This is a genomic window from Rhodococcus sp. AC861 (assembly GCF_979256035.1).
In genome coordinates this window covers 792,647-809,823 of record NZ_CEEDMW010000001.1, presented here as the reverse complement: position 1 = coordinate 809,823, position 17,177 = coordinate 792,647, and the positions used below count along the sequence as shown (strand labels likewise).

General features: G+C 65.0%; 18 protein-coding genes. 14 read left to right on the top strand and 4 right to left on the bottom strand.

All coding sequences use genetic code 11. The features are described 5' to 3' along the window. The first annotated feature begins 576 nt into the window (after nt 1–576). Genes AC0IX4_RS03900 through AC0IX4_RS03890 form a run of 3 tightly spaced genes read left to right on the top strand, consistent with a single transcriptional unit; the run spans nt 577 to nt 3,653 of the window. Nucleotides 577–1,095, top strand: coding sequence for a restriction endonuclease (locus tag AC0IX4_RS03900; RefSeq protein ID WP_042574318.1), 519 nt, complete (start codon nt 577–579; stop codon nt 1,093–1,095). Beyond that, entirely contained in the window at nt 1,073–1,591 is a 519-nt protein-coding gene (locus AC0IX4_RS03895) for a helicase-related protein (protein WP_042574317.1), read from the top strand. Before AC0IX4_RS03900 ends, AC0IX4_RS03895 begins: the two co-directional genes overlap by 23 nt. 1 nt (nt 1,592) lies before the next feature. After that, nucleotides 1,593–3,653 (top strand): heavy metal translocating P-type ATPase, encoded by a 2,061-nt coding sequence (locus AC0IX4_RS03890; protein WP_082518146.1) that lies wholly within the window; start codon nt 1,593–1,595, stop codon nt 3,651–3,653. Between the two features lie 102 nt (nt 3,654–3,755). Here AC0IX4_RS03890 and AC0IX4_RS03885 read toward each other — a convergent pair whose 3' ends face one another. Beyond that, nucleotides 3,756–4,391: a DUF305 domain-containing protein gene (locus AC0IX4_RS03885; RefSeq protein WP_042574315.1), complete on the bottom strand. Its 636-nt coding sequence runs from the start codon at nt 4,389–4,391 to the stop codon at nt 3,756–3,758. An 84-nt stretch (nt 4,392–4,475) separates the two neighbouring features. Then, entirely contained in the window at nt 4,476–4,904 is a 429-nt protein-coding gene (locus AC0IX4_RS03880; protein WP_162245349.1) for a hypothetical protein, read from the bottom strand. 96 nt (nt 4,905–5,000) lie between these two features. Here AC0IX4_RS03880 and AC0IX4_RS03875 point away from each other — a divergent pair, with 96 nt between their 5' ends. The 4 genes from AC0IX4_RS03875 (at nt 5,001) to AC0IX4_RS03860 (ending at nt 8,153) form a co-directional block, all read left to right on the top strand. Beyond that, nucleotides 5,001–5,327 (top strand): hypothetical protein, encoded by a 327-nt coding sequence (locus AC0IX4_RS03875; RefSeq protein WP_371829995.1) that lies wholly within the window; start codon nt 5,001–5,003, stop codon nt 5,325–5,327. Nucleotides 5,328–5,605: 278 nt separating this feature from the next. Further along, a complete protein-coding gene (locus AC0IX4_RS03870) occupies nt 5,606–6,511 on the top strand; it encodes a LysR family transcriptional regulator (RefSeq protein ID WP_229746301.1) in 906 nt (301 codons plus the stop codon). Nucleotides 6,512–6,580: 69 nt separating this feature from the next. Next, nucleotides 6,581–7,753, top strand: coding sequence for a TDT family transporter (locus tag AC0IX4_RS03865; RefSeq protein WP_082043007.1), 1,173 nt, complete (start codon nt 6,581–6,583; stop codon nt 7,751–7,753). Nucleotides 7,754–8,000: 247 nt separating this feature from the next. Further along, nucleotides 8,001–8,153: a hypothetical protein gene (locus tag AC0IX4_RS03860; RefSeq protein WP_156148856.1), complete on the top strand. Its 153-nt coding sequence runs from the start codon at nt 8,001–8,003 to the stop codon at nt 8,151–8,153. 28 nt (nt 8,154–8,181) lie between these two features. Here the strand turns inward: AC0IX4_RS03860 and AC0IX4_RS03855 are convergent, their stop codons facing one another. Both AC0IX4_RS03855 and AC0IX4_RS03850 read right to left on the bottom strand, forming a co-directional pair. Then, a complete protein-coding gene (locus AC0IX4_RS03855) occupies nt 8,182–8,817 on the bottom strand; it encodes a uracil-DNA glycosylase (RefSeq protein ID WP_162245516.1) in 636 nt (211 codons plus the stop codon). Between the two features lie 1,239 nt (nt 8,818–10,056). Further along, nucleotides 10,057–10,743 carry a DUF3089 domain-containing protein gene (locus AC0IX4_RS03850; protein ID WP_471828119.1) on the bottom strand — a complete coding sequence of 229 codons (687 nt, stop codon included), beginning with the start codon at nt 10,741–10,743 and terminating at the stop codon, nt 10,057–10,059. Nucleotides 10,744–11,048: 305 nt separating this feature from the next. Here AC0IX4_RS03850 and AC0IX4_RS03845 point away from each other — a divergent pair, with 305 nt between their 5' ends. The 7 genes from AC0IX4_RS03845 (at nt 11,049) to AC0IX4_RS03815 (ending at nt 17,143) form a co-directional block, all read left to right on the top strand. Further along, the gene (locus tag AC0IX4_RS03845; protein ID WP_471828118.1) at nt 11,049–11,483 is read left to right on the top strand and encodes a DUF6640 family protein; all 435 of its coding nucleotides are present in this window, start codon (nt 11,049–11,051) and stop codon (nt 11,481–11,483) included. A gap of 45 nt (nt 11,484–11,528) precedes the next feature. Next, nucleotides 11,529–12,491 (top strand): fumarylacetoacetate hydrolase family protein, encoded by a 963-nt coding sequence (locus AC0IX4_RS03840; protein WP_471828117.1) that lies wholly within the window; start codon nt 11,529–11,531, stop codon nt 12,489–12,491. A 24-nt stretch (nt 12,492–12,515) separates the two neighbouring features. Next, nucleotides 12,516–13,196: a TetR/AcrR family transcriptional regulator gene (locus AC0IX4_RS03835; RefSeq protein WP_471828116.1), complete on the top strand. Its 681-nt coding sequence runs from the start codon at nt 12,516–12,518 to the stop codon at nt 13,194–13,196. After that, a complete protein-coding gene (locus AC0IX4_RS03830) occupies nt 13,193–13,627 on the top strand; it encodes a nuclear transport factor 2 family protein (protein ID WP_471828115.1) in 435 nt (144 codons plus the stop codon). The genes AC0IX4_RS03835 and AC0IX4_RS03830 overlap by 4 nt, the downstream gene beginning before the upstream one ends. A gap of 194 nt (nt 13,628–13,821) precedes the next feature. Beyond that, nucleotides 13,822–14,679, top strand: coding sequence for an alpha/beta fold hydrolase (locus AC0IX4_RS03825; protein ID WP_471828114.1), 858 nt, complete (start codon nt 13,822–13,824; stop codon nt 14,677–14,679). Continuing rightward, nucleotides 14,676–15,575: an alpha/beta fold hydrolase gene (locus tag AC0IX4_RS03820; RefSeq protein ID WP_056071137.1), complete on the top strand. Its 900-nt coding sequence runs from the start codon at nt 14,676–14,678 to the stop codon at nt 15,573–15,575. Before AC0IX4_RS03825 ends, AC0IX4_RS03820 begins: the two co-directional genes overlap by 4 nt. Further along, on the top strand, nt 15,572–17,143 hold the full coding sequence (locus tag AC0IX4_RS03815; protein ID WP_056071140.1) for an FAD-dependent monooxygenase: 1,572 nt from the start codon (nt 15,572–15,574) through the stop codon (nt 17,141–17,143). Before AC0IX4_RS03820 ends, AC0IX4_RS03815 begins: the two co-directional genes overlap by 4 nt. The last annotated feature ends 34 nt before the right edge of the window (nt 17,144–17,177 follow it).

The window sequence follows — 17,177 nt, the reverse complement described above, 5'->3', positions numbered from 1 at the left end:
ACCGAAGACCGCTCGCTTACAAGGCTTCGACGGCCCGATCAGGTGAATTCACCTGGACTCACGAAACCCGGTCTGAGCTGCGCGTTCGTCCATCAGCGTCCGCCCCGGTCCACCTCCGTCCGTCCCGACTTGTGACACTCTCGTGACACCGAGAATCCCCTACGTCGAACTCGACTAGTCCGTATTACCCTGGTGGACATCGTATCTCGTTGATCGACAAAGCAGCAGACGCGGGTCCAGCCGCATGACAGTTGCGGCCACGCGTCAATGAGTCGCGACTCGGCTTCACGATCGCGTCACTAGCAAACGCGGCTGAACGAAGGCCCACACCGGCCGAGTGCAATGCGTGGGAACGACCTCACCTCCGAGGACAACCCGCCAAGCTCGACCGGAGGTCTGCCGGAGCCGCAGAGGACGCTCGTCGGAAGCACTCGCGCCAGCTCACTCAACTAGTTTGATCCGCGCAACTCCTGGGTGGTGTGGCGCAGGATCTGCGCCCTAACGGTCCCGAGGAGTCATTCGAGTAGTTACGCGAGGGCGACAAACCAGTCGGTACGGCCAGCTGAAGTTCTCGGAATGGGCACATTCGCTGCCCTTTACGACACCTGCTCCGAAAACAATCACATCCGAGGCAGGCAGTTCGAGCGCATCTGCAAGTGGTACCTCGAGAACGACCCGTACTACCGACACACGGTTCGGGAGGTTTGGCTGTGGGATGACTGGGATCACAGGTGGGGCAGCGACGCCGGCATCGACCTCGTGGTCGAGGACAGTGTCGGGAAGGCCTGGGCGGTGCAGGTTAAGGCGTACAGCCCCGATCACGCCGTCACGAAGCGCGACGTCGACAAGGTCCTCTCCGAGTCGTCGAGGAAGTGGTTCGACTATCGCCTTCTCATCGCTACCACGGACCGGTTACACCACAGCCGGATCGGGCTGGCCGAAGCCATGCGCAAATATGACCTCCGCCGGGTCATCGCTTCCATTCGCGGGTGCTGCGAGCACAGAGATTCGCCGCCGAGATGCCCGACGTTCTCGACTGGATGCCTGCAGAAGAACGACCGTCCGGAACATTGTGACCGGGTTCGCCTCCGGTGATATGTCGTCCGTTGAACGCCACGTGAAGCTTCAGCGTCTCCGCCAACTCGACGACGACGAACGCGGCGTGCTGGCCAACGCCAGATGGCTCGCCGAGGGCGTCGACGTCCCCACCCTCGACGGTGTCGCCTTCATCGACCCACGAGGCTCGGAGGTCGACATCGTTCAGGCGGTCGGGCGGGCAATCCGGTTGGCCGAGAGCAAAACCGTCGGCACCATCGTGATCCCGGTGTTCATCGATACTGCCGCAGAAGGGTGCGGAATCGCGTCAGCTGCACGATCCGATGCGTGCAGGAACCGAGACCGAGTGAGACGGCACACCTTCCCACAGCCGACCGAGCGGCGTATGGTCTTGACTACATACCCCCTGGGGGTATCGACGCGGAGCAGGACACAGCGGGTAGCCGACCGCAGCGATGCGATTGACTACGGCACGTCCGAATCTCCGACCGGTACAGGGCATCGCACAGCAACACCTTTGAAATTGAGGAATTGACATGATCGAGTCATCACCGGCCACCGTCCGGACGGACAGTTCGCACGATCACGACCATCACGACATGGCCGGCGGCCACGGAGGCCACGGCGATCATGCAGGCCAGTTCCGCAGGTTGTTCTGGGTGATGGTCGTCTTGGCGGTTCCGGTGATCGCAGCGTCGGACATGTTCGCGATGATCCTCGGGTATTCACTTCCGCACAGCTCCTGGATCGGGTGGGTGTCCCCCGTGCTGGGCACAGTCATGTTCGTGTGGGGTGGCTCCCCGTTCCTCACCGGTGCCGTCAGCGAGATACGCGGCCGCACACCGGGAATGATGCTGCTGATCGCGTTGGCGATCACCGTCGCGTTCGTCTCGTCTCTCGGTGCGAGTGTCGGTCTACTCGATCATCAGCTCGACTTCTGGTGGGAGCTGGCACTGCTGATCGTGATCATGCTGCTGGGGCACTGGATCGAAATGCGCTCACTCGCGCAGACGACGTCGGCCCTGGACTCGCTGGCCGCGCTGCTCCCCGACACCGCGGAGCGGGTCGACGCCGATGGTGAGGTGACCGTCGTGGATCCGGCGCAACTGCAGGTCGATGACGTGGTGGTCGTGCGCCCCGGCGGCCGGGTCCCGGCCGACGGTGTCGTCGTCTCAGGGGCCGCGAGCATGGATGAGTCGATGATCACCGGCGAGTCCCGCACCGTGCGCCGCAGCGACGGGGACACCGTCGTCGCCGGCACTGTCGCCACCGACTCCGGGATCCGCGTGAGGGTGTCCGCCATCGGCGAGGACACCACCCTCGCCGGCATCCGGCGCCTGGTCAGCGACGCGCAGAACTCGACGTCGCGGGCGCAGCGGATCGCGGACATCGCCGCGGCGTGGCTGTTCTGGTTCGCCCTCGGCGCCGCCGTTCTCACCGCGGCCGCCTGGACCCTCCTCGGCTCCCCCGACGACGCGGTCGTCCGCACGATCACCGTCCTGGTCATCGCCTGCCCCCACGCGCTGGGCCTGGCGATTCCGTTGGTGGTGTCCATCGCGACCGAACGTGCCGCACGCGGCGGCGTCCTGATCAAGGACCGCCTCGCGCTGGAGTCGATGCGCACCGTCGACACCGTGCTGTTCGACAAGACCGGCACTCTCACCCGCGGCGAACCCGCCGTCACCGACGTCGAGGCCGTGGACGGGCGCACCGTCGAGGAGGTTCTGGCGCTGGCGGCAGCTGCGGAAGCGGATTCCGAGCACCCGTTGGCACGCGCGATCGTCGCCGCTGCTGAGGGCCGTCGGCTCGATATCCCGTCTGCGCAGGACTTCCGGTCCTCACCTGCGGTCGGGGTGTCCGCGGTCGTCGACGGCGCCGCCGTACGGGTGGGTGGTCCGGCGATGCTCGAGCAGGAGCGCCGGGCCGAGCTCGGTGTGGCCGATCGGTGGCGGCGGGACGGGGCGATCATCCTGCATGTCGTCGCCGACGGCGCCGTGATCGGAGCGCTGAAACTGGCCGACGAGATCCGCCCCGAGTCCCGCGCCGCGGTGGCCGATCTGCACGCCCAGCGGGTGCAGGTGGTCATGATCACCGGCGACGCCGACGCGGTCGCCGCCTCGGTCGCCGGTGAGCTCGGTATCGACCGCTACTTCGCCGGGGTGCGCCCGGAGGACAAAGCGCAGCGGGTGGCGGACCTGCAGGACGAGGGCAGGAAGGTCGCGATGGTCGGTGACGGTGTCAACGACGCCCCCGCCCTCGCCCGCGCCGACGTCGGCATCGCCATCGGTGCAGGCACGGATGTGGCGATCGCGTCCGCGGGGGTGATCCTCGCCAGTGACGACCCCCGCTCGGTGCTGTCGGTGGTCGATCTCTCCCGCGCTGCGTACCGGAAGATGAAGCAGAACCTGTGGTGGGCCGCCGGATACAACCTGCTCTCCGTGCCCTTGGCGGCCGGTGTGCTCGCACCCATCGGGTTCGTACTCCCGATGTCCGTGGGAGCGATTCTGATGTCCCTGTCGACGATCATCGTCGCCGCCAACGCCCAACTGCTCCGTCGACTCGACCTCCGGCCCGGCACTGGTACCCCGCGGGACTGACCTGCGGCCCTCCGATACGACGCAGCCCCGCACCGACATCGGTGCGGGGCTACGTCGTTCGTCGAGCAGGACCCGAAACTGCGGTACCGGCCGGGTTCTCGGTCAGCCCAAGAGCTGCTGCATGCGGGAGATCTCGGCGTTCTGCGTCTCGACGATGGTGCGGGCCATCGCGACCGCGTCCGTGTTGGAGCCGTCGGCGATCTCCTTCTCTGCCATCGCGACCGCGCCCTGGTGGTGGGCGATCATCATCGTCAGCCACTGGCGGTCGAAGTCAGCACCCGACGCGGCCATCAGCGAGTCCATGTCCTGTGGAGTCATCATCCCGCTGCCCGATCCGTGGTCCATACCCTCCATCGAGCTCGCGTCCGACGACGGCGCCGGCTGACCCCACTGCACCAACCACGACGTCAACTGCTCCATCTCGGGTTTCTGGGCGGCGGCGATCTCCCCTGCCAGGGCGACGATCTCCGGGTTCGTCGTGCGCCCGTCGACCATGGTGGCCATCTCGACGGCCTGCGCGTGATGGGGATACATCATCGACGCGAACATGACATCGGCGTCGGTGAAGTTCGCTGCGGGATCCGCGGACTGCGCCGACGAGGACTCCATCGAGGTGGACGAGCCCATCGAGTGGCCCTCCATCGACGTGCCCGATCCGTCGTCGCTACACCCTGCGAGGAGGGCGATGCCGACCGCCGCGGCGGCGAGGACGGTGGTTGTTCTTCTGTTGATGCGCATGGAAGTACTCCTGAGGTGTGACGAACGAGAGACGAGGTGGATCTGCCTGCGATCCGCCGGAGCACCGTGGCCCCGGACTCCCCGTCACACCCGAAGAAATACCGACTTGTCCAGTGAGTACACCGCCCACGGGGGCGCACGACCTGCCCGAGCCACGATCGCGACAACACGGTCGGACGCGGTGTCCAGTGTCGGCATGGACTCGGCGGTCACGGTCGGCACCGACATCGCAGGGAAAGACGTGACCGTCCCGATGCACGGATGCACCATGTCGTGACCGCTCGGGCACGGCACGTGCGCCGCCGCCGTCTCGGCGTCGACGGTGTGTGTGTCAGCAGAGTGATGGGCGACCACGCTGTTCGGCTGCCCTGGTGCGGGCATCGCGTCATGGGCCGCGGCGGTGGGGACGGGCAGGGTCGTGTGCATCAGCACCACGCCGAGCGCGATCAGAACCGTCCGAAGCACCGAGAGCGCAGACGAGGCCGACGATCGTCGCCGAGCACCGTCACGCACGTTGCCACCGTACCAAGCAATACCCCCTACGGGTATCACCGAGGCCGAAGGCAGATCCTGACGCGCCGCCGACTCGGCACACAGATCATGGATGTCATGGCCGCGGCGATGGTGCCGGTCATGATGGCCACTCTTGCCGTCGTCGTGGCGTCGCAGATCGACGCAGTCCGCTCCGAAGGCTCCCAGCTGATTGCCGCGGTGCCGATCTTCGCGGTGCCGATCTTCGTAGCGTTCCTGGTCATCATGGCGGTTGTCGGATGGGCGACGGCCAGAGTGACCCGCCAGGACGTCCCGGATGCTCGGGCCTCGACCTTCTCCGGCGCCACCCGATTTCGTTGGTCGTACTGCCGCTGGCGCTCGCGCTGCCACCAGCACTGTCTCTTGCTGCCGTGGTCGTGGTGTCGCAGACACTGGTGGAGCTGATCGGAATGGTCGCCTACGTCCGACTCATCCCCTGCCTTGTCCCAGCTCACGCTGCGAGAGCACCGGTGAAGTTCGAAACAACTCGCACGAACCAAGGCAATCCCGGGTGACGAGAATTGGATAAGTGCAGGTGGCGTCAGTGAGGGTGAACGAACCACGGGATCCAGTGCCGCGACCCCGTTCCACTTCCCGCGAGCACTGAGCTCGAATGGGGACTTTCCCGTCAAACGCGCCCGTGGCCCCGTGCCCACTACGATCGCAGTCTCTACGCTGGCACCGTGCCCCTGCCGACCCATGTGACCGACCTGATCAGCTACGAATTATTGCTGTCCGTCGCCGAGCTGGGAAGCATCGGACGCGCAGGGGCTGCGCATGGCATGTCGCAGCCAGCGGCGAGCGCACGCCTGAAAGCACTCGAAAGCCGCGTCGGGGCAGCACTCCTGCATCGCGGGCAGCGAGGTGCCACCCTCACCGCAACCGGCGAACTGGTCGCCGGCTGGGCCGAGCGCGTCATCGCCGAAGCCGCCGAGCTCGCCACGAGCATCGCAATGCTGCGCACCGACCGCCACAGCCACATTCGTATCGCCGCGAGCCTCACCATCGCCGAATACCTCATACCGCGATGGCTCATCACACTGCGCTCCCACGACACTTCCATCACACCGACTCTCACCTCCGGAAACTCTGTCGACGTAGCCGCATCGGTGCTCGACGGCCGCGCCGACATCGGATTCGTCGAAAGCCCCGATCTGCCCAGCGGACTCCACTCGAAGGACGTTGCCCGCGACGAACTCGTCGTCGTCGTCGCCCCCGATCATCAATGGGTTCGACGAACGATCACGGCGAGCGAACTGGCCGCGACACCGCTGGTCACCCGCGAACCCGGGTCCGGCACACGTCTCGCGCTCGAACGTGCGCTCCGGACTGCAGGCCCACTCGCCGCGCCACTGCTCGAGGTGTCCTCCACCACTGCCATCAAAGCTGCCGTCATCGGCGGCCTCGCACCGGCCGTACTCAGCTCCCTCGCGGTATCCGCCGAGATCGCCGCCGGAACACTGGCCCGCGTTCACACAGAGGGGCTCGACCTGCGCCGGTTCCTGCGTGCCGTGTGGCCCGCGGGCCGTGAACTGCGAGGACCGTCGAGCGACCTGCTCGTCGTCGCCCTCAGATCCCCGCAGTCATAACCTGAGGTTGGGACCGGCCAGGTAATCGGTGTCTACCGGTGACGACTGTGTGCGAGGACGCTGGAAGTCATGACCACGACAGCTCTGCACCGCTCCTCCATCACGTCTCGGCGCGGCGACGATACCGAGCGGCCGCGCAAGTGGCCGGTGCTCTCCGACCTCGACCACCCGAGCCAGATCTTCGAACACATCACCCCCAACTGGTTCGCCTCGGTCATGGGCACCGGTATCGTCGCCAACGCCGCCGCCACCCTGCCCGCCCACATCCCCGGACTGCACGTGTTCGCAACGATCGTGTGGATCGCAGCGTCGGTCGCCTTGATCACACTCTCCGGTGCCTTCGCAGTGCACTGGATCCGACACCGGCAGTATGCGCGTGAGCACGCCGCGCATCCGGTGATGGTGCAGTTCTACGGCGCACCCCCCATGGCGCTGCTGACCGTCGGTGCCGGGACGATGCTGCTGGGCAAAGACGTCATCGGAGCGGTGCCCGCAACCGTGATCTTTGCCGTCCTGTGGACCGCTGGCACAGCCCTCGGGCTGATCACCAGCATTCTCGTGCCCTACCTGATGATCACCGCCCACGATCACCAGACCGCCGTCGCACTCCCGGCGTGGTTGATGCCCGTCGTACCGCCGATGGTGTCCGCCTCCACCGGTGCGCTGCTGCTCCCTCATATCGCGGACGGGCAATGGCGCCTGGCCATGCTGTCCGGTTGCTACGCGATGTTCGGGCTGTCACTGATCATCGGAATGCTGACCATGACGCTCATCTACGGACGGCTCGTCCACGGCGGAATCCCGCCGGTCCAGGCAGCACCGACGGTGTGGATCACCCTCGGCATGATCGGTCAATCGATCACCGCCGCGAACCTGCTCGGCAACGATGCACCCTTGGTGTTCACCGGCGAGACCGCCTCCGTCGCAACCGGCCTGCACGTGTTCGGCATTCTGTACGGACTGATCATGGGCGGCTTCGGCGTCTTGATGTTCATCCTCGCAACCGCCCTCACCATCCATGCCGCCCAGAAGGGACTGACATTCTCACTGACCTGGTGGTCGTTCACCTTCCCCATCGGCACGTGCGTCACCGGTGCCACTGCCCTCGGCGGCACTCTGGGGTCGGCCGCGGTCGAGGCCCTTGCAATCGGACTGTATGCGGCCTTGCTCGCAGCCTGGGGCACAGTCGCCGCCCACACTCTCCGCGGCAGCGTCCAAGGAAAAATTTTTCAACCCAGCTGAACCGACCGCGGGTAGTACCCACTCGGAACGCTGATACCGAACGAACGGCGTCGATCGATGAACACACCGAATGCAGACACACCGACTTCCGATACCCCGAGACGGGGCCGCCGCGGACGCATCTGGGCACGAGTCACCGAAAATTATCTGGCCTGGCTGTTGCTGATGGCGGGAACAGCTGCTGCGGGGCCCTTCTCACTGCCCTCGCCGGCGGGAGGGCTGGACCGTCGTCGCAGCGATCGCGACAGTGGTGCTGTTCGCGGGATGTTGGTTCTCCTATCGAGACGGTGCACGCCGGGGTGTCGCCGAACAACACATTGTCCAGTACCACCCCGACAGCCCGGACGAGGTGATCGACATCGACACCAACACCGGCGAACGCCAGCCCCACCAGGACTGACCGGTCGGAGGCAGCAGCACGATCCGCCCTACCTCAGCACAGTGCGGGGTTCAGGTGCCTTCTCCAGGTGCGTTGCGACCGACAGTGCTGCGTTGATCAACCGCTGGCGAGCAGCCGCCGGTGCGTGTGCGTTGCGAGCCGAGGGGTGCGGTGCCGCAATCACCGGGAGGAGGCGGGTGGGAGCAGATGCAGTGATGACGCGCATGTAGCCATCGAGAGCCTTCGCACCGAGAACGAAAACCACCTCCAGTTTCGGCAGCAAGGCCATGAGCTCGCCGACATATGGGCCCGCCTCACCGAGAACGGATGCCGTCGGCGATACCGGATGACCGGCGTCGTCGAGCACTGCCCACGGCACAATATTCCACTTGACGCACTGCACCCGGTCGATACCCGCGTCGGCGAACACCGATTTCAGCACGGGGTTCGTTCGATCTGGATTGTCGAACGAACACATGTTGGTCCCGCCCGGACGCATCGTCTTCGGCCCCGGAGACTCCAACAGCACCAGACAGCGAGCCGCGTCACCGCCGTCGTCGGGATCGAACAGTGGAATGGACCGTGCAGTGTCGATCCTCCATCGCAACACCGACGCATTGAGTGACCGGACCGGGGCATCGTGCGCTCGGGCATGCTTTCCGGACCACACGTCATCATCTGTCATACCGCCGCACTCACTGCTGACCACGCCACACGCACTGCTGGCCATGGGGAAACGCACCGTGAGCCGTAGACGCCAGCTCTCGGTGGCTCGCCTCGACGACCACTGCTGAGCGTTCGACGACTCCGCTGCCTGAACACACCTGTCAGATAACCACGACAGGTCGTGTGATGCCTGTTGTACCCGTCTTCTCATCGACTTCGATTCCAGATCGGGTCGGTTAGGGTACCCGCGTCCACCGAACGAGTTACGGATGAGTTGTGACAAGTCGTGACATCGAGCCGGATTTCGGTAGTTTTCGCAGGTGGCCGGACGGCCCTGGACCGTGGCGGACCTGCACGGACGTACCCGGGGGAAGTCGTGAAACGAGAGGTCAGATCAGGCTATTTCGGAGCATTCGTGCTGGTCAGAGGCATATCGAGAGCCTCCTTTCGGGATTGAACCGAAGACCGCTCGCTTACAAGGCTTCGACGACCCGATCAGGTGGGTCCACCTGGACTCACGAAACCCGTCCTGAACTGCTCTCTTGTCCACTGGCGTCCGCCTCGGTCCACCTCCGTCCGTCGCGACTTGTGACACTATCGTGACACTGAGAACCCGCGGCGTGGTACCCAGGGGTTTGGTATCCCATTGCTGGGCAGCATATCCCGCCAGGCGAACGAAGAGGCGACTGATCGACGTGCGGCGGAGTTCCCACCACTTGCCACTCCGATGTCCACGGGCCGACCTGACAACTCGGACGATCGATTGTCACGACCGGTCGACCGCGATCCCCAACCAGGACAGCGGCTCGGCGAGAACCAACGCCGCCTGGTCCCGCACGTCCGACTACTCCGCCGACGAGTGATCCCGCGGCCTTTCACGGTTCGTACCCCGATCGTCATTAGGCACCCACGGCGGAGGGAACTCATACCAGTCCGGACACCACCGCCGCCTGCCACAGCGACACAGGTCCCCGCGTCACACCAGACAAAGATGTCGAGCCGGCATTGCCCGGCCGATGGTCGGGAACGCGATAGAAAGTCATGGATCGACAAATCCGGTCAACCGAGACCACTACACCGAAACTGGAGGAAGTACGGTGCACTGCCCGGTGACGCCGCAGTCTCTCTGAGAGCCTCAAAGCGTCTGCGCTCTAACCGATACGCTCGACCGCGCTGCGGTTCTGAGACCAACCGGCGGCCACTGCCATAATCGAGGCGGACACCAAGCGTCCATCGCCCGTGCGAAGTGTTTCGGCGGTCAGCCGGCGGATTGCCAGGCAGCCGTCTGCTGATCGGCGATGCTGACCAGTCGGTCGAGGCCGGCATTCATGTCGATCAGGTGCGAATCGAGCAGAGGAACCTCGTTGATCGGCTGAGGCACCACGAACTGCAAATGATACTGGTTGTATCCACCCGCATCGATGCAGGATCCGACGACACGGCCGCGACTGGTGGTCCACGTCGACTCGGACGTCGGTAGCGCTTCGGGAGCTGTGGTGTAGTTCAGCAGAATCGAGATGATGCCGAACGCGAACGGTGCGCTGGGCACATTGACGCCGACCGGACGATCGTCTTCGCTGAGTTTCGCTGGATCGGTACACGCCACCTGGAAACCGGGTCCACTCGGCAGTCCCCAATGCTGGGACCACAGATCGACGTCGGCATTGCCGAAGGTCGAGAGCGGCGGCACGAGCGTGTTGGTGGAATACGCCACGATGCAACCGAATTGCCCGCGTTTTGTACACAGCGGAATGTTCTGGAAGTCCCCGCCGGTGGTACTGCCGCGGGCGGTTTCGACGTTCCCGCCCATCAGGAAGGCGCCGACGAGTTGTCTGCGCAGTGTCGCGTCTCGGTCGAAGGTCTCGCGCATCAGCTTCCGCAACATGAACGTGCCCTGGGAATGGCCGATGAGAAGGACGCCTCGACCGTTGTTCTCGGTGGCCATTTAGTCGTCCAGGCCGCACGCACATCGGCGTATGCCAAATCGATCGACGGTCCGGCGGCACCCAGCAGTGCGAGAGGGAGCATGAGAAGAGGGGTTTGACGGTAGACAGGTGCGACCTTCGCCCGTTGTCTCACAACCGTGTCTCCCCTGCGCTCCGTGGCGGTGACGGGTGTCACTGTTACCGCCGCAAAAGTTAACAGGTAGTTCTGGGCGTCACGGCACCACTGCCGAGGAGACCAGTTGCGCGGACGGGACATACCGACTATGTATTTACTTGATCGATCATATAACTATCGGGGGTAACCGTGATCGTACTCGTCCAGGTCCTGTTCACCATCAGCATCCTGTCGTTCGCGCTGGTCGCGGCCGCGGCCGATCTGAACAGGACCCACGCCACCAATCCCGTGTGGGTGCCGCATGCGCGCTTTCATGTGGTGTGGCAAGTCGCCACCCACATCGGTGCCGGACTGCTGGCGCTGGTCGTTCTCTGGGCACCGGTGGCGTCCCTACCGGCCCGGTTCGCCATCGCAGGAGCGATCGCCGGTGTTGTCCTGGTCGGCTTCTTCGTCACCGCGGCGACCATGCCGCTCTACGGCGGCGAGCTCGCCGACAGCAACGGCTACCGACCGCTGACCCTCGACATCGGCAGCAGAACACGCACCTTCGATCAGAACGTGTTGCTGTTCGCCGGAGGTGTGGGCTTCCTCCTCCTCGCCGGCGCTCTCGCTCTCACGCTCTAGATCCCCGCTCATCGCACCTACCCAGCACACCAGGAGATCCGCACCATGAAGTTGGCAACAGGAAACATCGACGGGACGCGGTGCGTTCTGGCCGAGACAACAGATGGGGGAATTGCATCTCTCGGGAATGGTGACATCGCTCCGACGATGCGGTCGATCATCAGCTATACCGCAAGCGAGCGACGGGCACTGGCATCGGTGATCGCCGACGGTCACCACACCACCAGGGTCGACCCGGCCGACATCGAGTGGCTCCCGCCGGTGACGGACCCGTCCAAGATCGTCGGTGTCGCACTGAACAACGATGTCTTCAACTACCTCGCGGCCCGAAAGATGACAGCTCCCATGTACTTCCTGACACCCCCGAGCGCGATGATCGGGCACGGCACGCACATCGAGGTCGACCCCGCATGGGGTCTCGTGCACCCCGAACCCGAACTCGCTGCCATCATCGGCACCACGCTGCGCCGCGCGACCCCCGAGGACGCTGCGGCGGGCGTCTTCGGCTACACCATCATCAACGACATCACCTCGCCCGGACTCAAGTCCGACGACAGCGTCGAATTGGTGATGCCCGAGGGCATGACCGTCGACGAGCCCTGGCGAACGACGCGCGGCGACGACGACCGTTCCCTCTACCTCACCTACCACGCCCGATCGAAGGGGACCGACACCTTCGCGCCCATCGGACCCTGGATCGTCACCGCCGACGAGATCACCGAACCGAACGGCCTTATCGTCCGCGGATACCTCGACGACGACCTCGTCCTCGAGGACTCCACCGCCAACCTCACCTTCGGCATCCACGACGTCATCGCACACCTGTCCCAGACCATGACCCTCACGTCAGGAGACATCGTCCACTTCGGCACCGCTGCACGCCCCGCGCTACCCGACCGGTTCCCCACCATCCGCTCCATCGACCTCACACGCCACGGCCATACAGTCAGCGTCGAGATCAGCGGCCTCGGCCGCCTGGACAACCCCATCCGCAGGATCTCGACCTGACGATCACCCCACGGGAGCACCACCATGACCGACAACGACGAGCACTCTCCCGACGGACGCCGCGCACGCGGAGCCCACTCCCGTCAGGCGATGATCGACGCCGCGACGTCTCTGTTCTCCACCCGCGGTTACGCCGGAACAGGTATCTCGGAGATCGCTCGCAGGGCGGGCGTCAACAGCGGATCGATCTACCACGCGTTCGGCAACAAGGAAGGACTCCTCGACGCCGTCATGCACACCGTCGCCGACACGATGATCACCTCGATCGAAACGCTGCCGCACCAGGGTGACGCCACCGCTGCACAACGACTCGACGCCGCCGCCCGCATCCTCGTCGGGGACCCGGTGTTCCTGCGCCTGTTCCTACTCCTTGCCCTGGAACAGGACCAGAACCCCACAGTGAGAGCCACCGTGGAATCGGTGCGCCGGCGCGCACGCGATGTCGTCGTCGCGGCCATCGAACCGTCCCTCGACGCGATACCGGCCGCTCAACGACCCGCAGCAGCCACTGCCGTGGGCCGCATCGCCCTCATCCTCCTCGACGGAATCTTCGTCTCTCACCAACTCGACAGCGAAGCAGGCGATCTCGACGCCACGCTCGCGCTGGTGACGATCATGGCCGAGCTCGCCATCGACAGGCTCCCCACCTTGCTTACAGACCCCGATTCGTCACCACCGACGACCCACCCCACGGAGAAGCCATGACCACGCTCGCCACCTTCCGATCCGAGATCGACGCGCTCGTCGCCGAATTCGCGTACCGCATCGACCACGAGGGCGGACACACGGTGCACGAACTGTTCACCGCCGACGGCACCTACGACCTGTCCGGATGGGCCATCACCGGCCACGAGCAGATCAAGCGTTTCTACGACGACCGCAGAAACAGCGGACCGCGAACCTCCCGCCACCTCTTCACCGGCCTACGCCTCGACCCCACCTTCACGGCGGAGACAGTGACAGGGAGCTGCGTACTCACCCTTCATGCCCACGCCGGCGTAGCACCCCTCCCCCTCGACCCGGTCATGATCGCCGACTACGCCGACACCTATCGCCGAGACGGCAACGGACAGTGGCTATTTCATCATCGTAGAGTTACGCCGATCTTCCTCGATGCAGTCAACGTCGATCGCTGAGAACGCATGACATCGCGGAGCGACAAGGGCGGGTAAGCCCTCAGCGTCCGGAACACATACCGCCCACCGATCCAGATCGATCGCCGGCATACGGTTGGTCAGATTACGAGCACATCGTATCCAAAATCATCCTGGCGCACAAAACTGAAGGAGCCGCTTGCGCAGTGCCTCATAACGGATACGCTGTATCCATTATGAGCTACGAAACAGGCAGCAGCGTTGACCTGCACCACACCGCCGATGGAATCCGTTTGCGGTACCGACGATCCGGTACCGGGCCGACGATCGTGCTCCTGCACGGAACCACGTCGTCACTCGAACACTTCGACCGTCTCGCCCGCATGCTCGCTCGGCGTTACGACGTCGTGCGGGTCGACCTCCCGGGTTTCGGGATGACCGGACCACGCCCGGACCGGGACTACCGCATCACCACCTATGCGCGCACGATCGCCGCCTCTCTGGACGGCCTGGAGATCAAGCAGGCAGTCGTCCTCGGAAACTCCCTCGGCGGAAACGTTGCGTGGAACCTAGCGCTGGACCGACCCAACCTCGTTCGTGCGCTCATTCTGGTCAACGCCACCGGGTACCCCTCCAAGGAGCTCCCCCGAGGCATGCAGCTCGCACGCAAACCCTGGATTCGTCCACTCCTGCGGCGGTGGCTGCCACGGACCATGGTCGAGAAGAATCTCCGACAAGCAGTGGGCCCACTGTCCACCATCGTCGACGACGCGATGATCGACCGGGTGCACCGCTTGTGGTCGCGGCCGGGAAACAAATCCGCATTCGTGGACTTCGTCAACACCGACCAGACCGACCGCACCGACGAACTCGCCACCATCACCGCACCCACACTCATCCTGTCGAGCGCGTCGATGCCACAACGATTCGCGGTCGACATTCCCGGTGCCCGCGAACGGATCAACCCCACGAGCGGGCACCTCCTGCCGGAAGAGGATCCCGAGTGGGTGCTGCGTGCGGTCACCACGTTCCTCGACCGGTCGGACGAGCAGGGCAACGACACCGACATCGACGTCGAGGAGTCGATCCGGTGAAGTTCTTCGTCACGCGCGACGAGCACCTCCGCCTCGACGCCGCCGCACGAGCCACGCTACGAGGAGACTTCGCACGACTGCCGGACGGACATACCCACTACGAACTGACCGGACCCCCGGCCGGCGATCTCATCGTCTGCGTGCCCGGGCTGACCATCCCCCTCTTCTATTGGGATCACGTGCTACCGCACCTGCACGCGAGCGGACTGCGCACACTCACCTTCAGCGCCTACGGACGCGGCTACTCCGACCGAGTCGAGGGACGGTACGACGAGGCGATGTTCGTCCGGCAACTCCGGGATCTGCTCATCCATCTGCAGATCGACGAGCCCGTTCACCTGGTCAGCACCTCGATGGGCGCCCTCATCGCGATGGCATTCTCCCTCCACCGTCCGGACGCGGTACGCACCCTCACGCTGCTCGGACCGGCAGGGTTGTCCACCGACACCGCGTTCCAGCAGAAAATACTGCAACTCGACCCGGCCGCCAGAACCGTGGCCCAGCTGCTCGGACGGTGGCTACTTCTCGGTCACCTCGAACACAATGTCGCCGACAAAATGCTCGTCGAACCCCTGACCCGCATGATCGCGGACTGCTACCACTACGAGGGATCGATGTACTCGTTCTTCTCCACGCTGCAGAACTATCCACTCTCCGGCAGGCACGACCTCTTCCGACTCACCGGAGACCTCGGCATCCCGACACTGCTGGCGTGGGGAACCCTCGACACCGTCACCCCGATCGCCGGGCTCGATACCGCGCGGGATCTGCTGCGCCCCATCGCCGTCGAGGCTCTCGACATGTGCGGCCACATGGCCCCGTACGAACGCCCGGAGACCACCGCCGACATCATCTCCGCATTCCTCACCATCGACCACGAGAGGACCACACGATGAACGACACCACACCGTGCGACACCGAGCACCCCGCCACGACTCTCGATGTCCTGATCGTCGGCGGCGGCCCCGCCGGAACCACCATGGCCATCGAGCTCATCCGCCGCGGACTCACCGTCCGAGTCGTCGACAAGGCCCCCGGCGGATTCCCCGGATCGAGGGCCAAGGGTATACAACCCCGAACACAGGAAATCTTCGAGGACATGGGCCTGCTCGCCGGGATCCACTCCGGCGGATCGACCTACCCCCGAATGGGCATCCACGCCGGCCCGATCACGGTGCCGTGGGCGTCGATCAAGACCAACACACCCACCGACGCCGTGCCCTACCCGAGCACCTGGCTGATCCCACAGTTCCGCACCGACCAGGTACTGCACGACCGGCTCGCCGCCCTAGGCGGGCGCATCGACTACGACCACGACGTGCTCACACTCACCCAGAACGACACGAGGGTGACTGTCTTCCTGGCGACGCCACACGGCGAAGAGACCGTCTCCGCGCGCTATGTGGTCGGCGCAGACGGCGGATCCAGCATCGTCCGCCGCTCCCTCGGCATCGAGTTCGAGGGCACCACCGACGAGACCGACCGCATGCTCATCGTCGACGCCGAAGTCGACGGCGATCTCACCCGTAACCGTTGGCACATCTGGCCTCTCGGCGGCGCATTCGTCGGAGCCTGCCCATTACCCGACAGCGATCTCATGCAGTGGATGGTCACACTCGACCCGGACGAGGAAGCCCCTTCCACCGCCGCGGACATCACCGCACGCATTCGAACGCGCACCAAGAAGAACATCACCCTGACCCGGATCGCGTGGCGCAGCGTCTTCCGACCCAACATCCGCATAGCGCAGTCGTATCGACAGGACCGGGTCTTCCTTGTGGGCGACGCCGCACACGTGCACCCGCCCGCCGGCGCCCAAGGCCTCAACACCGGAGTCCAGGACAGCTACAACCTCGCGTGGAAGCTCGCACAAGTCCTCGACGGTGCCGACGACGCGCTTTTGGACACCTATCAGGACGAACGGCAACCCATCGCCGCCACCGTTCTCGGCATCTCGGCGCAGAAGTACGCCGGTATCGCTTCGGCAAGTCCGGCCAGCCTGAAACGAGGCAAGGACGAGTATCAACTGGCTGTGAGTTACCACGGCGGTCCGCTCGCACCCGCCGACTCCGATCGCACCTCCACATTGTCCGTGGGCGACCGAGCACCCGATGCCGTGCTCGACGTCGCCGGCACCCCGGCACGACTCTTCGATTTCTTCCGCGGAACACACTTCACCGCCATCACTTACGGACTCGTCGCCACGGGCACGTCCCCGGCTCTCGACTGGCCCGGGCGAGGCGCCGCACTCCACACCGTCGCCATCGACGCGCCAGGGCAGATCGCCGACCATCAGGCTTCCGACACCCGCGGAAATTTCCGCAGAACCTACGGCCTCGACGGACCCACCACCCTCTTCATCCGGCCCGATGGCTACATCGCCGGCATCGTCCGAGTCGATCGACCGACCACGCTGCCTGCCTCGGTGCGTACCGTCACCGGAATGCTCCGCACCACAGCGTGATCGATGTCTGTCTCGCCCAGCAGTCTCTTGGGAC